Source organism: Halorubrum tebenquichense DSM 14210 (genome assembly GCF_000337415.1).
Taxonomy (GTDB): domain Archaea; phylum Halobacteriota; class Halobacteria; order Halobacteriales; family Haloferacaceae; genus Halorubrum; species Halorubrum tebenquichense.
Map to the genome: position 1 here is coordinate 1 of NZ_AOJD01000060.1, position 18,442 is coordinate 18,442.

At 70.7% G+C, this 18,442-nt stretch carries 20 protein-coding genes and 1 pseudogene; 11 read left to right on the top strand and 10 right to left on the bottom strand.

Annotation, left to right across the window (positions count from 1 at the left end; genetic code table 11):
• The 5 genes from C472_RS11070 to C472_RS11090 all read left to right on the top strand — a co-directional run.
• Positions 1 to 692 (top strand): RNase P subunit p30 family protein (locus C472_RS11070; protein WP_006629925.1); only part of this gene is annotated, 692 nt, incomplete at its 5' end.
• Positions 676 to 1,299 (top strand): class I SAM-dependent methyltransferase, encoded by a 624-nt coding sequence (locus tag C472_RS11075; RefSeq protein ID WP_006629926.1) that lies wholly within the window; start codon positions 676 to 678, stop codon positions 1,297 to 1,299. The genes C472_RS11070 and C472_RS11075, both read left to right, overlap by 17 nt.
• Positions 1,300 to 1,306: 7 nt before the next feature.
• Positions 1,307 to 1,786: an Rpp14/Pop5 family protein gene (locus C472_RS11080; protein WP_006629927.1), complete on the top strand. Its 480-nt coding sequence runs from the start codon at positions 1,307 to 1,309 to the stop codon at positions 1,784 to 1,786.
• A 4-nt stretch (positions 1,787 to 1,790) separates the two neighbouring features.
• Entirely contained in the window at positions 1,791 to 2,564 is a 774-nt protein-coding gene (gene psmA, locus C472_RS11085; RefSeq protein ID WP_006629928.1) for an archaeal proteasome endopeptidase complex subunit alpha, read from the top strand.
• A gap of 92 nt (positions 2,565 to 2,656) precedes the next feature.
• Positions 2,657 to 3,523, top strand: coding sequence for an SDR family oxidoreductase (locus C472_RS11090; protein ID WP_006629929.1), 867 nt, complete (start codon positions 2,657 to 2,659; stop codon positions 3,521 to 3,523).
• 21 nt (positions 3,524 to 3,544) lie between these two features.
• On the opposite strand, the gene C472_RS11095 is transcribed toward C472_RS11090, so the two are convergent.
• Positions 3,545 to 4,069, bottom strand: a complete 525-nt coding sequence (locus tag C472_RS11095; protein WP_006629930.1) for a hypothetical protein — start codon at positions 4,067 to 4,069, stop codon at positions 3,545 to 3,547.
• A gap of 225 nt (positions 4,070 to 4,294) precedes the next feature.
• Between C472_RS11095 and C472_RS11100 the strand changes: the two genes are divergently transcribed.
• Entirely contained in the window at positions 4,295 to 6,220 is a 1,926-nt protein-coding gene (locus C472_RS11100; RefSeq protein WP_006629931.1) for a beta-CASP ribonuclease aCPSF1, read from the top strand.
• An 81-nt stretch (positions 6,221 to 6,301) separates the two neighbouring features.
• Here the strand turns inward: C472_RS11100 and C472_RS11105 are convergent, their stop codons facing one another.
• Positions 6,302 to 7,900: a hydantoinase B/oxoprolinase family protein gene (locus tag C472_RS11105; RefSeq protein ID WP_006629932.1), complete on the bottom strand. Its 1,599-nt coding sequence runs from the start codon at positions 7,898 to 7,900 to the stop codon at positions 6,302 to 6,304.
• Entirely contained in the window at positions 7,897 to 9,915 is a 2,019-nt protein-coding gene (locus tag C472_RS11110) for a hydantoinase/oxoprolinase family protein (RefSeq protein ID WP_006629933.1), read from the bottom strand. Before C472_RS11110 ends, C472_RS11105 begins: the two co-directional genes overlap by 4 nt.
• A gap of 177 nt (positions 9,916 to 10,092) precedes the next feature.
• Between C472_RS11110 and C472_RS16380 the strand changes: the two are divergent.
• The 4 genes and pseudogenes from C472_RS16380 to C472_RS11130 form a co-directional block, all read left to right on the top strand.
• Positions 10,093 to 10,374: pseudogene (locus C472_RS16380) on the top strand (hypothetical protein); the annotation flags it as partial.
• 31 nt (positions 10,375 to 10,405) lie between these two features.
• Positions 10,406 to 10,636 carry a hypothetical protein gene (locus C472_RS11120; protein ID WP_006629936.1) on the top strand — a complete coding sequence of 77 codons (231 nt, stop codon included), beginning with the start codon at positions 10,406 to 10,408 and terminating at the stop codon, positions 10,634 to 10,636.
• Positions 10,637 to 10,660: 24 nt separating this feature from the next.
• Positions 10,661 to 11,041 (top strand): methylglyoxal synthase, encoded by a 381-nt coding sequence (locus tag C472_RS11125; protein WP_006629937.1) that lies wholly within the window; start codon positions 10,661 to 10,663, stop codon positions 11,039 to 11,041.
• Positions 11,042 to 11,088: 47 nt separating this feature from the next.
• A complete protein-coding gene (locus C472_RS11130) occupies positions 11,089 to 11,625 on the top strand; it encodes a DUF7332 family protein (RefSeq protein ID WP_006629938.1) in 537 nt (178 codons plus the stop codon).
• A 1-nt stretch (position 11,626) separates the two neighbouring features.
• Here C472_RS11130 and C472_RS11135 read toward each other — a convergent pair whose 3' ends face one another.
• The 3 genes from C472_RS11135 to C472_RS11145 all read right to left on the bottom strand — a co-directional run bounded on the left by C472_RS11135 (position 11,627) and on the right by C472_RS11145 (position 13,399).
• Positions 11,627 to 12,172 carry a DUF6517 family protein gene (locus tag C472_RS11135; RefSeq protein WP_006629939.1) on the bottom strand — a complete coding sequence of 182 codons (546 nt, stop codon included), beginning with the start codon at positions 12,170 to 12,172 and terminating at the stop codon, positions 11,627 to 11,629.
• Positions 12,173 to 12,213: 41 nt separating this feature from the next.
• On the bottom strand, positions 12,214 to 12,534 hold the full coding sequence (locus tag C472_RS11140) for a transcription factor S (protein ID WP_006629940.1): 321 nt from the start codon (positions 12,532 to 12,534) through the stop codon (positions 12,214 to 12,216).
• 73 nt (positions 12,535 to 12,607) lie between these two features.
• Positions 12,608 to 13,399: an alanyl-tRNA editing protein gene (locus tag C472_RS11145; protein WP_049906565.1), complete on the bottom strand. Its 792-nt coding sequence runs from the start codon at positions 13,397 to 13,399 to the stop codon at positions 12,608 to 12,610.
• A 190-nt stretch (positions 13,400 to 13,589) separates the two neighbouring features.
• Between C472_RS11145 and C472_RS11150 the strand changes: the two genes are divergently transcribed.
• Positions 13,590 to 15,515 carry a DUF7289 family protein gene (locus C472_RS11150; protein ID WP_006629942.1) on the top strand — a complete coding sequence of 642 codons (1,926 nt, stop codon included), beginning with the start codon at positions 13,590 to 13,592 and terminating at the stop codon, positions 15,513 to 15,515.
• A gap of 27 nt (positions 15,516 to 15,542) precedes the next feature.
• Here the strand turns inward: C472_RS11150 and C472_RS11155 are convergent, their stop codons facing one another.
• From C472_RS11155 to C472_RS11170, 4 genes are read right to left on the bottom strand one after another with little or no spacing between them, the layout of a single operon-like run.
• Positions 15,543 to 16,337, bottom strand: coding sequence for a DUF7289 family protein (locus tag C472_RS11155; protein ID WP_006629943.1), 795 nt, complete (start codon positions 16,335 to 16,337; stop codon positions 15,543 to 15,545).
• Positions 16,334 to 16,822 carry a DUF7266 family protein gene (locus tag C472_RS11160; RefSeq protein WP_049906546.1) on the bottom strand — a complete coding sequence of 163 codons (489 nt, stop codon included), beginning with the start codon at positions 16,820 to 16,822 and terminating at the stop codon, positions 16,334 to 16,336. The genes C472_RS11155 and C472_RS11160 overlap by 4 nt, the downstream gene beginning before the upstream one ends.
• On the bottom strand, positions 16,815 to 17,819 hold the full coding sequence (locus C472_RS11165; protein WP_193788348.1) for a DUF7261 family protein: 1,005 nt from the start codon (positions 17,817 to 17,819) through the stop codon (positions 16,815 to 16,817). The genes C472_RS11160 and C472_RS11165 overlap by 8 nt, the downstream gene beginning before the upstream one ends.
• Entirely contained in the window at positions 17,807 to 18,442 is a 636-nt protein-coding gene (locus tag C472_RS11170; protein WP_006629946.1) for a DUF7288 family protein, read from the bottom strand. Before C472_RS11170 ends, C472_RS11165 begins: the two co-directional genes overlap by 13 nt.

An 18,442-nucleotide genomic window follows, 5' to 3' on the forward strand; every position in this document is an offset into this window, starting at 1 on the left:
GGCACGGCTACGACGGGATCGTGGTGCGGACGCGGGACGCGCTCGACGCCGGGGGACCCGATCGCGACGGCGGTGCGGAAGACGACGATGGCGGCCACGAGAGCCCCGTCCGCGACCCGGCGGCGATCCGCGAGGAGTACGGGATCGACGTCGTCGACGCGGTGGAGATCGACGCCGACGACCCGACGAGCGCCTCGGGCGCGGTCGGGAACCACCGCTCGGACCGGACCGTGGTCTGCGTCGTCGGCGGGGACGACGCCCTGAACCGGTTCGCGGTCGAGCAGGAGCGCGTCGACGTCCTCGTCCGGCCGATGGCCGGCGGCGGCGACGTCAACCACGTCCTCGCGAAGGCGGCGCGCGACAACGGCGTCCGCGTCGAGTTCGACTTCGGGCCGGCGCTCCGCGCGACGGGCGGGAAGCGCGTCCGGGCGCTCGGCGACCTCCGGAAGCTCCGCGAGATCGTCGCCCACTACGACGCGCCCTACGTCGTCAGCGCGAACGCAGGCTCGCACCTCGGGCTCCGAGCGCCCCGCGAGCTGGTCGCCGTCGGCGAGGCAACCGGATTCGACGCCGAGGCCGTCCGCGAGGGGCTGCGGGCGTGGGCGGATCTCGCCGAGCGCAACCGGGAGCGCCGCTCCGAGGGCTTCATAGAGCCGGGGGTCCGACGTGGCAGGTATGAAGAAGACGGTTGAGGAACACGCCGAGCGGTTCTCCGAGAAGGCGGCCGAGTACGACGACTCGAAGAGCGACGAGTACCACGCGTGCGCCGGGCTGGTGATCGACCACGCCGCGCCGGAGCCGGACGACGTCGTCCTCGATCTGGGCGCGGGGACCGGAGCGATCGCGCTCGCGCTGGCCGAGGACGCCGAGCGCGTCCTCGCCCGCGACATCAGCGAGGGGATGATGGAGGAGGGCCGCCGGAAGGCGGCCGAGCGGGGCCTCGACAACGTCGAGTTCGCGTACGGCGAGTTCCGCGAGCCCGGGCTGGAGCCGGACCAGCGGGTCGACGTCGTCACCTCGAACTTCGCGCTCCACCACCTCGCGGACGACGAGAAGCGCGAGGCGATCGGCGTGATGGCGGCGACGGGCGCGCGCCGGATCGTCCTCGGCGACGTGGCGTTCTTCGAGGAGCCGGACCCGGACGCGCCCTTTTACAGCCCGGAGGTCGACGACCCGGCGACGGTCGGCACGCTGGTCGAGGCCTTCACCGACGAGGGGTTCGCGGTGACCGCCGTCGAGCGCGTCCACGACCAGGTGGCGGTGATCGTCGCCGAGCGGATCCGGGACCTCCCGGCGTGATCGCCCCGTGAAACACCTCCCGAAGCACCTGCGGCCGCGGTGGCGGTACCTCGCGGTCGGGATCGAGTCGTGGTCCGACGCCGAGATCGGTCGGCGCGCGTTCCAGCGCGCGCTGTGGTACAGCGCCGGCAACCTCCTCGGCGACGCCGGGAGCGCCGACGCCGACCTCACGCTGCTGTCGTTCTCGCACGCGGACGGGACCGGCGAGGCCGTCGTCCGCGTCAGACACGGCCACGTCGACGACGCGCGCGCCGCGATCGCCTGCGTGAGCGAGGTCGACGGCGAGCCGGTCGGGATCCTCGTCAGGGGGATTTCGGGGACGGTGCGTGCCTGTGAGGAAAGATATATGGGTCGCGCGAACCCCAGTTCGACACAGCGAGACGTCGCGTTCGGGAGCGCCGAACGGGCCGCGGTCGTGCGCGGCGACGCGTGCGACCTGCGGGTCGAGTCGGGTCGCGTCGGCGCGACGACGTTCGACATCGAGTGATATCATGCAGGGCCAATCCCAACAACAGGCGTACGACCGCGGCATCACCATCTTCTCACCGGACGGTCGACTCTACCAGGTCGAGTACGCCCGGGAGGCGGTGAAGCGAGGGACGGCGAGCGTCGGCATCCGCGCCGAGGACGGAGTCGTCCTCGCGGCGGACAAGCGCGCCCGCTCCCCTCTCATGGAGCCGGAGAGCATCGAGAAGCTCCACAAGGCCGACGACCACGTCGGCGTCGCGAGCGCCGGCCACGTCGCCGACGCGCGCCAGCTCATCGACTTCGCCCGCCGGCAGGCGCAGGTGAATCAGCTCCGCTACGGCGAGCCGGTCGGCATCGAGACGCTGACGAAGAACATCACCGACCACATCCAGCAGTACACGCAGGTCGGCGGCGCGCGCCCGTTCGGCGTCGCGCTCATCGTCGGCGGCATCGAGAACGGCGAGCCGCGCCTGTTCGAGACCGACCCGTCCGGCACGCCCTACGAGTGGCAGGCGCTGTCGATCGGCTCGGACCGCAGCGACCTCCGCGACTACCTCGAGGAGGAGTACGAGGAGGGCCTCTCGACCGACGAGGCCGTCGGGCTCGCGCTCGACACACTCGCGCAGTCGAACGACGGCGAGCTGACGCCCGACGGCGTCGGCGTCGCCACGATCACCGTCGACGACGAGCAGTACGCGGAGCGCCCCGTCGACGAGATCGAGGCGGTCCTTGACGAGCGGGACCTGCTCCCCGCGGACGACGACGAGGCGGACGAGAGCGGCGACGACGAGGAGTAGCGACGCGGACGACGGCGGGAGGTCGCCGCCCCGTTCCGGATCTTATTCGACGACCCCGCGGCCCGCGAGCGACGCGGTCGGTCGGGAGAGTTATGCCGTCGGGGACCGACCGACGACGCGTGCAGAAGACGGTACTCATCACCGGCTGTTCCTCGGGTATCGGCCGCGCCGCGGCGCACGCGTTCCTCGACGAGGGGTGGACCGTGTACGCGACCGCGCGGAACCCCGCGGACGTCGAGGCGCTCGGCGAGGCGGGCTGTGAGCTCGCCACGCTCGACGTGACCGACCAGGGCGACGTCGACCGCGTCGTCGACCGGATCCTAGACGAGGAGGGAGCGATCGACGCCCTGATCAACAACGCCGGCTACGGCCAGTTCGGACCGATCGAGGACGTCACCACCGACCGGGTCCACGACCAGTTCGATGTCAACGTGTACGGCCCGCACCGGTTGATCCGGGCGGTGCTGCCCGCGATGCGCCGCGAGCGCGACGGGACCATCGTCAACGTCTCGTCGGTCGCGGGGCGGGTGTCCATTCCCGGCGGCGGCGTGTACAGCGGGTCGAAGTTCGCCCTCGAAGCGATGTCCGACGCGCTGCGCAACGAGGTCGCGGACCTCGGCATCGACGTGGTCGTCGTCGAGCCCGGCCCGGTGAAGACGAACTTCTCGAAGCGCGCGGAGGCGGAGGCCGACCCCGAGGAGCGCGAGGGGATCGAGCGGACCGACGCCTACGACGAGTTCTACGCGATGTTCGAGGACGCGCAGCTGATCGGCGGCGACGGCCCCGGCTCGGTCGAGCCGGAGCTCGTCGCGAACGCCATCTACGACGCCGCGAGCGCGACGCAGCCGCCGGCGCGCGTCCAGCCCGGGACGGTCGCCCGCGTCGGCGTCCTCGCCCGGTTCCTCCCGGACGCGCTGGTGGACAAGGCGTACGGGTTCGTCAGGAACTTCACCTCGTAGAGGGACCGCGACGCGACGGACTCACTCCTCGAAGCCGTCGGGGTCGACCGCAAAGGGGCTCTCTCCCTCTCGCCAGTCCCAGCCCGGAAGTCTCGTCTGGAACCCCGCCGCGAGCGCCGCGTCGAGGTCGTCCGCCCCGGCCGTCCCGGCTCCCCGTTCGTCCGCCTCCGCCGCGGCGTCGCGGTGGACGTGGAGGTCCGCGACGTGGAACGTCGCCTGCGCGAGCAGCGAGAGCGGCCGCCCGCCGGCGACCGTCGCCGCCAGTTCGCGGCCGAGTACCTCGTCGACGACGAATCCGGCGTAGTCGCCCGTCACGTCGAGGTCGCGCAGGAGCGCGACGTAGGCAGCGACGTTGACCGCGACCTCGCCGTCGGCGAAGACGGCGTCGACCTCGCGGCGGTACACCGCGGGCGACACGGCGTCGACGCTCGTCTCGAAGAGCCGGCCGAGCCGGTCGCGGGTGTCGTTGAGGATCGGGACGACCACGTCGGCGCGGTCGCGGACCCAGTCGCGTTCGTCGCGGACCGTCTGCGGCGTGACGCGCATGCGCCGCGTTCGGCCGCCGGGTGCTTGCCCTTTGCGAAGGCTTTTATAACGGCGGGGCAGTAGCGTGAACCAAGCGGGTTTTCGCTGGCTGTTCCCGCGTACGGAACCAGTACGGACAGTACTTCCACTATGCCTACCCCGTCACGGTCGACCGATCGGCGGCGAGTCGCCGCGCGACGCGCGACGCGATTCGACGACGACGGCCCCGACGACCCGCAGTGAGATATGAGTCAAGTCGATAAGCAACTCGATACGTTGAAATCGGAGATCGAACAGGAGATTCCGAACGACATCACGGTCACAGATGTCAAATACGAGGGCCCGGAGCTGGTCGTGTACACGCGCGACCCCAAGCGATTCGCGGGTGACGGCGACCTGATCCGGCGGCTCGCCTCGAAGCTCCGCAAGCGGATCACGGTCCGCCCGGACCCGAGCGCCCTCTCCCCGCCCGCGCGGGCCGAAGAGGAGGTCCGCGAGGTGATCCCGGACGACGCCGGGGTGACGGACCTCGACTTCCACGAGGACACCGGCGAGGTCGTCATCGAGGCCGAGAAGCCGGGGATGGTGATCGGCCGCCGCGGCTCGACGCTCCGCGAGATAACCCAGGAGGTCGGCTGGACCCCCGAGGTCGTTCGGACGCCGCCGATAGAGTCCTCCACCGTCTCGAACGTGCGCGGCTTCCTGAAGAACGAGCGCGAGGAGCGCCGCGACATCCTCGAACGCGTCGGCCGCCAGATCCACCGCGAGGAGATGTCCGACGACGAGTGGGTCCGGATCACGACGCTCGGCTGCTGTCGCGAGGTCGGCCGCGCGGCCTTCATCCTCTCGACGCCTGAGACCCGGATCCTCATCGACTGCGGCGACAAGCCCGGCGCGGAGGGCGAGGTCCCGTACCTTCAGGTCCCCGAGGCGCTCGGGGCGGGCGCGGCGACGCTCGACGCGGTCATCCTCACGCACGCCCACCTCGACCACTCGGCGCTGGTCCCGCTCCTCTTCAAGTACGGCTACGACGGCCCGATCTACACGACGGAGCCGACCCGCGACCTGATGGGCCTGCTCACGCTCGACTACCTCGACGTCGCGGCGAAGGACGGCCGGACGCCCCCGTACGAGTCCGCGCAGGTCCGCGAGGCGATCAAACACACCATCCCGCTGGAGTACGGCGACGTGACCGACGTGGCCCCGGACGTGAAGCTCACGTTCCACAACGCGGGTCACATCCTCGGCAGCGCCGTCACGCACTTCCACATCGGCGACGGCCTCTATAACGTCGCGTTCTCGGGCGACATCCACTACGAGGACACCCGGCTGTTCAACGGCGCGGTCAACGACTTCCCGCGCGTCGAGACGCTCGTGTTAGAGTCCACCTACGGCGGCCGCAACGACTACCAGACCGACCAGGAGGACTCCGAAGAGGCGCTCAAGGAGGTCATCAACGAGACCTACGAACAGGGCGGGAAGGTCGTCATCCCGGCGTTCGCCGTGGGGCGTTCACAGGAGATCATGCTCGTCTTGGAGGAGGCGATGCGAGAGGGCGAGATCCCGGAGATGCCGGTCCACCTCGACGGGATGATCTGGGAGGCGACCGCGATCCACACGACCTACCCCGAGTACCTCCGCGACGACCTCCGCGACCGCATCTTCCACGAGGACGAGAACCCGTTCCTCGCCGACCAGTTCAACCACATCGACGCCGGCGAGGACGAGCGACAGGACGTCGCCGACGGCGACGAGTGTATCGTCATCTCCACCTCGGGGATGATCGAGGGCGGGCCGATCATGTCGTGGCTCCGCCACATCGGCCCCGACCCGGACTCGAACCTCGTGTTCGTCGGCTATCAGGCGCAGGGGACGCTCGGCCGCCGGATCCAGAACGGTTGGGACGAGATTCCGGTCGACGGCTGGGGCGGCGGAAGCCGCGGCGACACACTCACGCTGGAGATGGGGACCGAGGTCGTCGACGGCTTCTCCGGCCACGCCGACCGGCAGGGGTTAGAGAACTTCGTGAAGACGATGAACCCGCGCCCGGAGAAGGTGCTGTGCGTCCACGGCGACGAGAGCTCCGTTCAGGACCTCTCCTCGTCGCTGTACCACGACTACAACATGCGGACGTTCGCGCCGAAGAACCTGGAGACGTTCCGGTTCAAGTGAACTGACCGGGGCGGCCGCATTTTCGCCGAATCTGTTCTGCCGGACCCGCGCCGTCGAGCTCGCTTTGAGATACCCGTGCCGTCAGTCCTCGACTTTCCCGTCGCGGCGGTCCCGCTCCGCGGCGTCCGGGTCGCGCTCGGCTGGGTCGCCGTGCCCGCCGCCGCCGGGCGTCAGGATCGAGACGGTCGTCCCGGCCGGTACGTCGACCGACGCCTTCGCCGGGACCGGTTCGCCGTCGATCAGGTTCTTCCCCATTGCCCCGTCCTCGCCGCCGGCGAGCCCCCGCGGGGCGGTCCGCCGCCGCTCGGTCAGCAGCGAGACGGTCGCGTCCGTCTCGACGGTGACGGTCCGTTCGAGGCCGAGACCGCCGCGATACCGGCCGTCACCGCCGCTCGACGGGCGCAGCGCGTACCGCTCGACGCGGAGCGGGTACGCCGTCTCCAGCGCCTCGACCGGCGTGTTGAGCGTGTTCGTCATCCCGACCTGAACGCCGTCCATCCCGTCTTTTGTCGGCCGGCCGCCGAACCCGCCGGCGATTGTCTCGTAGTAGGTGAACTCGCCGTCGCGGTCGCCGACGATCAGGTTGTTCATCGTCCCCTGTCCGCCCGCGGGGATCTCCTCGGGGACCGCCTCGGCGAGCGCGGCGAGGGCGACGTCCGTGACGCGCTGGCTCGTCTCGACGTTCCCGCCGACGACCGCGGCCGGCGGGCGCGGGTCGAGCAGCGACCCCTCCGGGGCGGAGATCGACACCGGCTCGTAGCAGCCGTGGTTCGGCGGGATCTCCGGGTCGGTGACCGCGCGGACGACGAAGTACACCGCGCTCTTGGCGACCGAGAACGGCGCGTTCAGGTTGCCGTCCACCTGGTCGGCCGTCCCGGCGAAGTCGACGTCGATCCCGGACCCGTCGACGGTGACCGCGACCTCGACGGGGACGTCCGCGTCCGTCACGCCGTCGCCTTCGAGGACGTCGGCGGCGCGGTAGGTGCCGTCGGGCAGGTCGGCGATCTCGCTCTCGACGCGCTCGCGGGAGTAGTCGATGACGGCGTCGAACGCGTCGAGCAGCGTCGCGCCGTGCTCGTCGAGCAGTTCGCCGACCCGCTCCTCGGCGCGCGCGTTCGCGGCCCGCTGCGCCCGGAGGTCCGCCTCCCGCTCGTCCGGGGTCCGGACGTTGGCGAGGATCAACTCGCGGACGGCCTCGTTCGGCTCGCCGCCGTCGACGAGGCGGACCGCCGGGAGGCGCAGCCCCTCCTCGTAGATCTCCCGCGCGCCGGGCGGCATGCTCCCCGGGGCGCTGCCGCCGACGTCGGCGTGGTGCGCGCGCGACACCGCGAAGCCGACGACCTCGCCGTCGGGCGCGATCGGCGAGACAAGCGTTACGTCCGGGAGGTGCGTCCCCCCGGCGAACGGGTCGTTGACGACGAACACGTCGCCCGGCTTCGGGTCCTCCTCCAAGACGACGGCGACCGCGTCGGGCATCGCGCCGAGGTGGACCGGGATGTGTTCCGCCTGCGCGACCATCCGGCCGTCGGCGTCGAACAGCGCCGTCGAGCAGTCCTGTCGCTCCTTGATGTTCGGCGAGTACGCCCCGCGGATCAGCACGTGACCCATCTCGGCCGCGACGCTCTCCAGTTGGTTGCGGAGGATCTCAAGCGTGACCGGGTCGAGGTCGGCCTCGCTCACGCGTCGCTCACCTCCGCGACCAGCGCGCCGTCGCCGCGCAGTCGCACGCCCCATCCCGGCGGCACGACGACCGTGCTCTCCGCGCCCTCAACCACCGCCGGCCCCGCCACCGCCTCGTCCGCCGGGAACCGCTCGCGGTCGTAGACGGGGGTCTCGCGGGTCCCCTCGGAGAACACCGCCTCGCGGATGGTCCGCGGTTCTGCGTCGCCGCCGCCGACGGACTCGATCGCGGGCGCGCTCCGCGGGACCGTCGCCGTCGCGCGACAGTTCACGAGTTCGACCGGTTCGTCCGCGCGGTAGCCGTACGCCGACTCGTGGGCCGCCGCGAACCGCTCGCCGGCCGCCGCCGGGTCGAACGGCCGCTCGACGTCGACGGTGAGTTCGAAGCTCTGCCCGGCGTACCGGAGGTCCGCGGCGTACTCCACCCGCGCCGCGTCCGGGTCGCTGACCTCGCCCAGCAGCCGGTCGGTCAGGTCCCCGTACACGTCGTCGACCGACTCGGCGTCGACCTCGGCGAGCGGGCCCTGTCGCGTCCGCACCGCGTCGCGGGTCTCGTCGGCCGCGAGCAGCCCGTACGCCGACAGGACGCCGGACGCGTGGGGGACGACGACGCGGTCGATGTCGAGCCCGTCCGCGATCGACACGGCGTGCATCGGCCCGGCACCGCCGAACGCGACGAGCCCGAACGCCCGGGGGTCGTGGCCGCGCTCGACGGTGACCGAGCGGATCGCGCGGCTCATGTCGGCGTTCGCGACGCGGTGGACGCCCAGCGCGGCCGCGACCGGCCCGTCCATCCCCGCTTCGTCGGCGAGGTCGGCGAGCGCGTCGCGGGCGGCCCCCGCGTCGAGCGAGAGGTCCCCGCCGAGGTCGGTGTCCGCCCCGACGTAGCCTAAGACGAGGTCCGCGTCCGTGACGGTCGGCTCCGTGCCGCCCTTGCCGTAGCAGGCGGGACCGGGGTCGGCACCGGCCGAGCGCGGCCCGATCCGGAGCGCGCCGCCGGCGTCGACCCACGCGATCGACCCGCCGCCGGCCCCCACCGTCTCGACGTCGACCATCGGCGTCCCGATCGGCCGGTCGGCGATCACGGCCTCCGTGGTCCGCTCGACCTCGCCGTCGCGGACGAGGCTCACGTCGCTGGAGGTGCCGCCCATGTCGAAGGTGACCAGCCCCTCGCGGTCCGCGTCGGTCGCCGCCGCGGCGCTCGCGCCCACGACCCCCGCCGCGGGCCCCGAGAGGACGGTCGTCACGGCGTTCCGCCTGACGGTCTCGGCGTCGGTGACGCCGCCGTTGGCCTGCATGATCCGCGGCCGCGGGAGGCCGAGGTCCCGCGCCCGCTCGGTGAGGCGGCCGACGTAGCCGTCGATCGCCGGCCGGACGTACGCGTCGACGACCGTCGTCGAGGTGCGCTCGTACTCGCGGAACTCCGGCAGGACCTCGCGGGAGGCCGACACGGGCACGTCGAGCGCCTCGCGCAGCCCCGCCGCGACCCGCCGCTCGTTCTCCGGGCTGGCGTAGGCGTGGAGGAGGCAGACCGCGACGGACTCGACGTCCGCCTCGCGGAGGTCGGCGACGAGCGCCTCGACGTCCCCGTCGTCGACCGGGCGCTCGATCCCGTCGGCGGTCGCGCGCTCGGCCACCTCGAACCGGCGTCGTCTGGGAACGAGCGGCGTCGGCTTCTCGGCGTCGAGGTCGTACAGCGACGGGCGGGTCTGCCGGCCGATCTCGAGCACGTCTCGGAATCCCTCGGTCGTCACGAGCGCGGTCCGCGCGCCGTCGTTCTCCAGCAGCGCGTTGACGGAGACGGTCATCGCGTGGGAGAACTCCGTGACGCTCTCGGGGTCGATGCCGGCCGCCTCGCAGGCCTTCTCGATCCCCGCGACGACTCCCTCGCTCTGGTCCTCGGTGCTCGGCACCTTCGCGGTGACGAGGTCGCCGCCGAGCGAGAGCGCCACGTCGGTGAACGTGCCGCCGACGTCGACGCCGATCGCTCGGGGATCATCGGTTCGCCCGCCCATCTACGGCACCTCCGCGGCGTCCCGGAGGGCCCGGACGCCGGAGGACGCGGTCTCTCGGTCGCGTGGCATGGGACGATCTGATTACCGGACGGACTTAATCCCGCGCGGTTCGGCGGGGGTGCGGCGGCGACTCCCGCGCGCTGACGGCGGCGCGACCATCTTCGGCGACAGCAGGAGGGGAGAGGCGTCCTGCTCGCCGCCGATCCCGGCTCCGGGTTCCTCGCGGGTCTCGGCGACTCTCACGCGGGGGTCCGCGGCGCTCACGTCGCCCTCGCCGTCTTCGGCGCGGTGCTCACGACCGTCTACGGGGCGCTGTACCAGCTCGCGACGATGTTCACGCAGACGGAGCTACACGGCGTCGACCACCGCCACCGCGCCGTCGAGGAGGTCGGCCACCCCGTCGGCGTCGCCGCGCTCGCGGCCGGTCGGCTCGTCGAGTCCTCGGCGGTCGCGCGCGTCGCCGGAGACCGTCCGCGACGCGGTGCGTAACGTGGAGCCGCTCGTCCGGTCGGCGGGGTTCGACGAGGTCGCGGTCGACGGGGAGACGGTGCGCGTGGCGAACGACGTGGGTCCCGCGTCGATCGAACTGACGCTGGAACTCGTCGGCGACCTCCTCGACGCCGCTATGATCGAGCGACAGCGCCGGGCGGAGCGCTCCGCCCAGTTCGACTGGCTCGAAGGCCGGTGTGAGAGCGACGGTCGCGGCGAGGGCAGTACTTAAGCGACGCCGCGGCGACCGCCACGTATGCGCATCGCGCTCATCGCGCACGACGAACTGAAAGACGAGATGGTCGCGTTCGTCGAGGCACACGCGGCCGCCCTCGACGACTGCGAACTGGTAACCACCGGGACGACCGGCAAACGCATCTCCGAGGAGACCGGGCTGGCGGTCAACAGGCAGTCATCCGGGCCGCTCGGGGGCGACCTCCAGATCGGTGCGATGATAGCGAACGACCGGATCGACGGGGTCGTTTTCCTCCGCGACCCCCTGACGGCGCAGGCGCACGAGCCGGACATCTCGGCGCTGTTGCGGGTCTGCGACGTGAAGGACGTGCCGCTGGCGACGAACGTCGCGTCCGCGGAGATGCTCGTCGAGGGACTGCTCGGCGACGATTCTCTCGACTGATACCGACGACCGCGGTCATTTAAACAGTGCGACCGAAGGGACGACAGATGACTCGCTCGCACCGCGCCCGCGTCGGCGTCCTCGCACTCGCGCTGCTGCTCGTCGCCGCGGGCGTCGGCGGCGGGGCGGTCGCCGGGAGCGCCTCGGCGTCGGCGACCCACGCGTCGACCGTTTCGGAGGGTCCAGCGACCGTCGGGCCGGGCCTCGACGGGAACGGGAGCGAGGTCGGGCCGATAACGCGCTGTTTCACCGGCGAGGGATACCCGATATCCATCGGCGGCCAGGGCGGGGCGACGATGGAGGCGGTGCTCCACCTCTCCGTGCTGACCGACTCCGGCGCGGGCAACGAGTTCGGCCTCGAAACCGCCGGGTCGCTCGACGGCGAGCCGATCGTGACGCTCGCGGCCGGCGTCAGGCTGACCGCCCGGGAGGCGATCGCGAACGGCGTCGACCCGTTCGCGGCCTTCGACGTGTTGTACACCTACGACCTTCGCCTGCCGATGTTCGAGGGAGCGGTCGGCGACGCCGGCTACGAGGACGACGGGTCGCCGATCGACTCGACCGCCGGCGCGGCCGCCTGCTGACTCACCGTCGCGACCGCTCGGATCCGACGCCGTCGCGGTCCGGCGGACGGACGCCGCGGACCAGCGCCAGCACCGCCTGCCGAGTCGCCTCGACCCCGTCGCCGGTCGGGTACGCGCCGCCCGCGAGCAGGTACTCGCCGCGCTTCCACACCGCGAGCAGCGCCTCCACCGGGACCCGCTCGCCGTCGGCGGTACAGCGGCCGTGGAAGGTCGAGAGCGTCGCGCGCGACGCCTTCGGATCGTCGACCGCGAGCGAGCGGTCGTCGCGGTGTTCGAGTCCCGTGATCTCCCGGTCGGCGAGGCGGTCGCGGAACCCCTCGCGTGCTCGCGACTCGACGAGTCGGGTCAGGGCGGGGTTCGGACCGGTGTCCGGGGAGAGGCGGAGTCGGCTCGCGAAGAAGAACGGGCGCGGGGGCGGGGTCTCGCGCTCGTACCGCGTCGTGGCCGCCGTGACCGACACCGGTCCCGCGGCGAACGGCCGCTCGGTCGTCTCCGCGACGAGCGTCCAGCCGTCGAGGCGGTCGCGGGGGACGGCGGGGGGCTCCATGGGCGTCGTTCGCCGGGCGGACAGTTAAAACGGACCGCCGGTCAGTGGTCGTCTTCGCGCCACTTGTGTTCGCACTCGGTACAGACGAAGAAGCGCGTCTCTGACTCGTCGGCCGCCCGGATCTGTTGCATGTACCAGTACGCCTGGTCGTTGTCGCACTCGGGGCACTGCGCGGTCGTCGTCGGCAGCCCCTTGTCCTCGGCGTCGCTCACGTCGACGATCTCGGACTCAACCTGTGACTGGGTCGTCCACTCGTCGTCGCCGTCGTCGCGCCCGATCTCGTGGCCGCAGGAGTCGCACACCCAGTGGTCTTCGCCCTCGCCGGATTTCATCATGGATCCGCACTCGTCGCAGAACTTCATGCCCGAACCTACCGCGGATCGCATATAAGCGGCGGGATCGCGAACGAGCCGCGTTCCGGGCGCTGCGGGTCGGTCAGTCCTCGTCGACGTGCTCGGCGAGCGCGAACCGCACGCGCTCTTCCTCCGGGCCCTTCGTCTCCCGGCCCGTGACGACGACCTCGCCGATGTCGGCCGTGTTCTCGACGTGCGTCCCCGCGCAGGCGGTCCGGTCGTACGGCTCGTCGCCCTCGCTCTCCCCCGCGATCTCGACGATCCGGAGTTCTTCGATCGAGTCGGGGAGGAGATCGATCCGCGTCCGCTCGGTGTCGAGCGTCGCCTCCGCTTGCTCGCGGTCCATCGCGTAGCTCGACACCGGACGCGCGTCGGCGACGAGTTCGTTGAGCCGCGTCTCGATCCGATCGAGGTCCGCGTCGGAGAACCGGTCGTGGGCGGCGTCGAGCCGCGCGCGGTCGGCGTACAGTTGGTTGCCGGTCGTCCGCGCGTCGAACTCGTCGAGCAGCAGGGCGGAGAGCAGGTGCTGTGCGGTGTGGTACCGCGAGTGCGCCGCCCGTCGGTCGGCGTCGATCTCGCCTCGCACCGCCGTGCCCGGTTCGGGCAGTTCTGGCGGCTCTCCGTCGCCGCCGTCCGCGTCCTCGGCCGTCCCGAGCGCGTGGTACACCGTGTCCCGCTTCTCGACGTCGACCACGCGCCAGACGCGGTCGCCGTCGGCCGCTCGCAGCGCGCCCGTGTCGTGGGGCTGGCCCCCGCCGGTCGGGTAGAAGTGCGTCCGGTCGAGCACGACCCGCGGCGGGTCCGAGAGGGCGCGCTCGACCGTCGCGTCGAACGCCGTCACGGAGTCGTCGTCGAGGTACAGTTGCTCGGTCACGAGTCCGGAGAGGAGCGCCGCGAGGAAATATCGATCGACCGGGACCATCCATCGACGCCCCGAGCGCGGCCCTCCGTCGACGCCTCGGGTGCGGTGGAGTGTTCTGGACGCGAACACTGCTTCACATCCAGATCTCAGCCGCGATAGTCGGGTGTCTACGTTTATGCGTGCGCCCGGCGTACCTCGCGCCATGTTCGGGGGTGAGCGCGCGCAGAGCGAGGTGCTCGGGACGGTGTTACTGCTGGGGCTGACGGTCGCGGTCGTCGGCACCACGGTCGCACTCGGCGGGACCGCGCTCGGCGACTCCCAGCGGACCGCGGACCTCCAGCGCGTCGAGGGAGCGATGACGCAGATGGACTCGAAGGCGAGCCTCGTCGCGCACGGGGAATCGCCGAGCCAGCGGGTCTCGTTCGGAGAGAGACGGGGAACGATGTCGATCGACGACGACGCCGGTCGAATGATCGTCGCCGAAAACGAGTCCGGTGAGGAGATACTCAACGCGAGCCTGACTGCGCTCGTATACGAGAACGACGGAACGAAGGTCGCCTATCAAGGCGGAGGGGTCTGGCGGTCCAACGGGAACCACACGTCGATGGTCTCGCAGCCGGAGTTCCACTACCGCGGCGAGACGCTCACGATCCCATTGATCACCGTCGCAAACGACTCGGAGGTCGACAGCGACCGCCTGACGATCACTGCCAACGGGACACCGAAGGGCCACGTGGAGCGGAACCCGGTCGTCGACGACGTCACGGTCACGGTGACGGGAGATTATCACGGAGGATGGGCGTCGTTCTTCGAGTCGCGAACCGACTCGCGGATCGTCGAACGCGGAGACAATTCGGTCACGGTAGTCCTGCGGACGGAACTCATCGGCAACGGCGTCCCGCAGTCCCTCGGCGTGCTGGGAAACAGTAAGTTCAACCTCGAATCCATCGGTTCGCTGTCCGCCGACAGCTACGACTCGGCCGTCGCCGGGCCGAACGACCGCACCGGCAACGCCGTCATCGCGGTCGGCGGGTCGATCGACGGCCCCCAGGGTAATGGTAACCAAGAGGAGTACATCACGATCAACGGAAGTCTGTTGGCTAAGGATTCCATCCAGCCGAGTCCCAGTGGACTCAAAAACGGGAACCACGGGATCGTCACAAAGAATGTCACCGAGGGCGCGGAGATCGACGACCCGACTCCCGTCGACGGATACCTCTTTCAGGCGTTCTCCGAGTACGACGACCGCTACGCCAACGAGTCGACGGTGACCTACTCGGACTGGACGGAGGTGAAGGACGACGAGCCGGTGACGGAGCCCGCCACGGTCGGGGATGATCTCGAAGTCGACGGAACGACGGAGTCGTACCGGGTCGAGGACGCCGTGCTCGGCGTCGACAACGAAAACGACCTCTCGATTGAGGACGGGGGCAGCCTTACGCTGGAGGCGGCCGGTGGACAGGCAGGGTTCGAGTTCGACGACCTCGAGGTCGAGTCCGGTGAGCTCGTGCTCGACACGACCGACGGCGACATCGACCTGTTCGTCGACGGCGGCGTCTCGTTCGGCGGTGAGAGTGCCAGTCCCGCGAACCTCACCGTCATCGGCGACGGCGCGGTCCGGCTGTACGCGAGGGGCGACGTGTCATTCAGGCGGGACGTGAACGTCGACGTCGGGTCCGGAGCGGAGCTTCGGTTGTTCCACGACGACGGCGACGGCGACATCGATATCGGCGGCGAGGGCGACGATGACGACCCCGACGACGGCGGCGTCAGCGTCACTACCGGGCCGAACGAGCCCGCCGACGCGTTCTGGCTGTTCTCGAACGCGGACGAAATGGAGATCGACGGGTCTGACGACCCCGTCGACATCACGGGAACCATCTATGCGCCGAACGCCGAGGTCGAGGACGCAGAGGGGGCGGTCACGATCCGGGGCGCGCTTGTCGTGAACTCGCTCGGTGATTCAGAAAGCGACGAGGACAATGACGACAATTTAAGCGGTCTCGACCTGACAATTCGGTACGACGAGGCGCTCGCGACGGCCGAGGTGTTCGGCGAGGTGGAACGCGTGCCGACAATCACGTACCTCCACGTGTCGACACAGGATATCCGGATCGAGAGCGACTGACCGTCGCGATCGACGGCGTTCCCGCGATCAGTCGGAGAACCGGACGACGACCGTCGTTCGGTGGACGGCGACACGCTCGTCCGCGTTCAGCGTAACCACAAGCTCGTCACCCGTCCGGTCGATACCGTCGATCACCTCGCTCCCCCGCCCGTCGCGCCGGTCCTCGAAGTACCGCTCCCACGCGTCGACGGTTGAGCCCTCGAAGGTGAGGTTCGCGGACTCGCCGGCGTTAGAGACGGACCGGTCGTCCGCAAGGGTCGTGCGAACGAGAACCGTTCTCTCGCCCCCGGCTGTCGCGTCTCCGCGCGGCCGCAGGTCGACGAACCCGAACACCGTCCTGTCGCCGAACAGCAGGTCCGGTTCCCGGATCATGACGCTCCCGCCCCCGTCAGTCCGGATCACGGCACCGTACTCGTAGCGGATCTCGGTGTCTCCGGCCCCGCGGTAGACGACTGCTGCCGACACGTTCTCCAGCTCCCTGTTCGTCGAACTTTCGATGATTAGCCGGGAGCTCGCGTCGGTCGTCAGAGAGCCGCCGCCGAGCCGGAGTTCGGTCGACCTGCTCGGCGCGCCGTCCCGGCTGAGGTCGTTAACGTTGTCGTGGAGGACGTCGAACGCGCGCTCGACGTTGTTGTCGCGCTCGGCGAGCCGGGCGTCCTCCAGCCCGCCGAGACCGACGGTGAACGTGACCGCGATCGTCGTCGCGATCAGCTCGAACACGAGGACGAACCCGATCGTCTCGCTGACGCCGCGGTCGTCTCTCCGGAGGCCGGACTTCCGGTCGTCTCTCCGCGGACCCGAGCCGCGATCGAGACCGCTCATCGCTCGCTCACCACCACTGAGCCGTTCGCCTCGGCGTCCGGGTCCCAGCGTATCAGGAGATCCCCGCCGTCGACGGTGGTATTTCCGACCGCGACCCCGTCGCTCGTGCGGAACGGGACTTCGACGGTCGCGTCGGCCTGCTCGCTCTCCAGTGCGATCGTGCCGTTCTCCCCTGTCGCCTCGATCCGGATCCGATAGCCGGTTCCCGACACCCTGTCGGGGAGCGTCAGCGGTCGGTCGACCGTCAGGTTCTCGCGCGGCGGTGAGTCGCTCGACACGACCCTATCGACGGTCCCTAGATCGGCCGCGATCCGCTCGCCGACGACGGTGAGTTCGCCCTGTGCCGCGCGCTCGCGCTCCGTCTCGACGAAGGATCCGCCCGCCACGAACAGCCCGGAGAGCAGCAGCGTCGATATCGCGAGCGTCATGACGTAGCCGACGGTGACCGACACGGCGCGGTCCGTCCCGCCCGGCCTGTCACGCATCGCGCTCACCCGGCGCGAGCCGGACGGCGTCGCCGTAGGTCAGCTCCGGCGTCCGGTGGGTGAGTTCCACGTAGACGCTGTAGACGGCGTCGGCGACGTACGGCCGGGAGGGGCGGTCCGGGCTCGCGCCGCCGTCGCGGTCGTCGACGACGAGGTGGTAGGTCCCGGTCGCCGCGGTCCCGTTCTCGTAGCGCAGGTCGTACGGGTCGGACCCCGTCTGGACTCCGTCGGCCCAGACGAGCGCGTCGAACGGCACGCCGTTGACCGTACCGCCGGTGAAGTCAACGGCGTGGTTCCCGCCCGGTCCGGGCTCGAACGACTCGGTCGCCGGGGATCCGTCCCCGTCGTCCACGGTCACGGTCAGGTTGTCGCCCGACCCCGCGGACAGCGACGCCGACCAGGTTTCGTTGGTGCCGCCGTCCGTGCCGTCCGCAACGACCGTGAACACCGGGTCCGGCGAACTCGACAGGTCGTCGGGATCGACGGTCATCCGATAGTTCCGCGTCCGCGTTACCCCGCCGGCGACCGTCCAGTTCGCCGTCGTGCCGTCGGGGGCAGTCATGTTCCGGAAGCCGCTCTCGGTCTCGTTCTGGGCGACGAAGTACCCCCGGTCGACGGTGGAGCGGTTCACGCTCACGTTCGCGATCACCCCGTCGCGCGCCCGCAGACCGGCGACAGTGCGACCGTACGTCCCCGCGCTCTCGTCAAAGTCGTCGAGGACGTCGCCGTCGCTCGCGTTCCGGTGTTCGCGGTGGAGGATCCCGGCGAGGTCGTCGACGGCGTCGTCGCGGAACTCGATCGCCTCCGCGCCCCCCGCGTCCGTACCCCGAGTCGCGAGGTTCTCGGTGTAGATGACGGTGTTCAACAGGAGCACCACCGCGACGAAGAGGACGGCGAGCGTGAGCCCGGTGATCAGGATGATCTGCGCCCGGTCCTCGTCGTGGTCGGGGCCGTCGTTCTCGTGCCCGCGCCTGCGGGGGAAACTCACATCTGCCATGCGGTAATCTTCACCTCCACGACCGTGTACAGCGTGTCGCTCCCGCCGACCGACGGCGCGAAGTAGTCGTGTCCGCTCTCGTTCGCGAGCCGCGGCCCGGAGTAGGTCGCGTCGCCCGGATCGTCGACGCTGCCGTCGAACAGTCGGTCGTCGGCGTACAGCGCCACGCGGGCGCTCGCGGTCGCCGCGTTGTCGCTCGGCGATCCCATGTCGACCACGGTGGCGTCGCCCGTCCGGTTGCCGCCGTCCTCGGGGAAAGCCACCTCGATGTCGAAGGCGATCTGACGGTCGCCGAACGCCTCCGTCAGCGGGTCGTGGAGCGGGTGCGACGCCGGCGGCACCCCCGCGTAGCCGGCCTCGTCGCCGCTGTCGACGAACTCGCCGTCCTCGTAGTACAGCAGCGCGGCCCGCAGGTTCCCGCTTTCCCCGGTCGTCGTCAACACGTCCTGCGCGGCGATCGCCGCCTGATTCTCGACGTGCTGGTTCGACGTGCTCGCGGACAGCGGCGTGACGGCCGTCGCCTGCGTCGCGAAGATGAGGCCGGCGACGAGGAGCAGCGCCGCCGTGAACGCCTCCAGGGTGTGCGCCTGCCCGCGGTCGTCGGGGAGGTGTTCGACGAACAT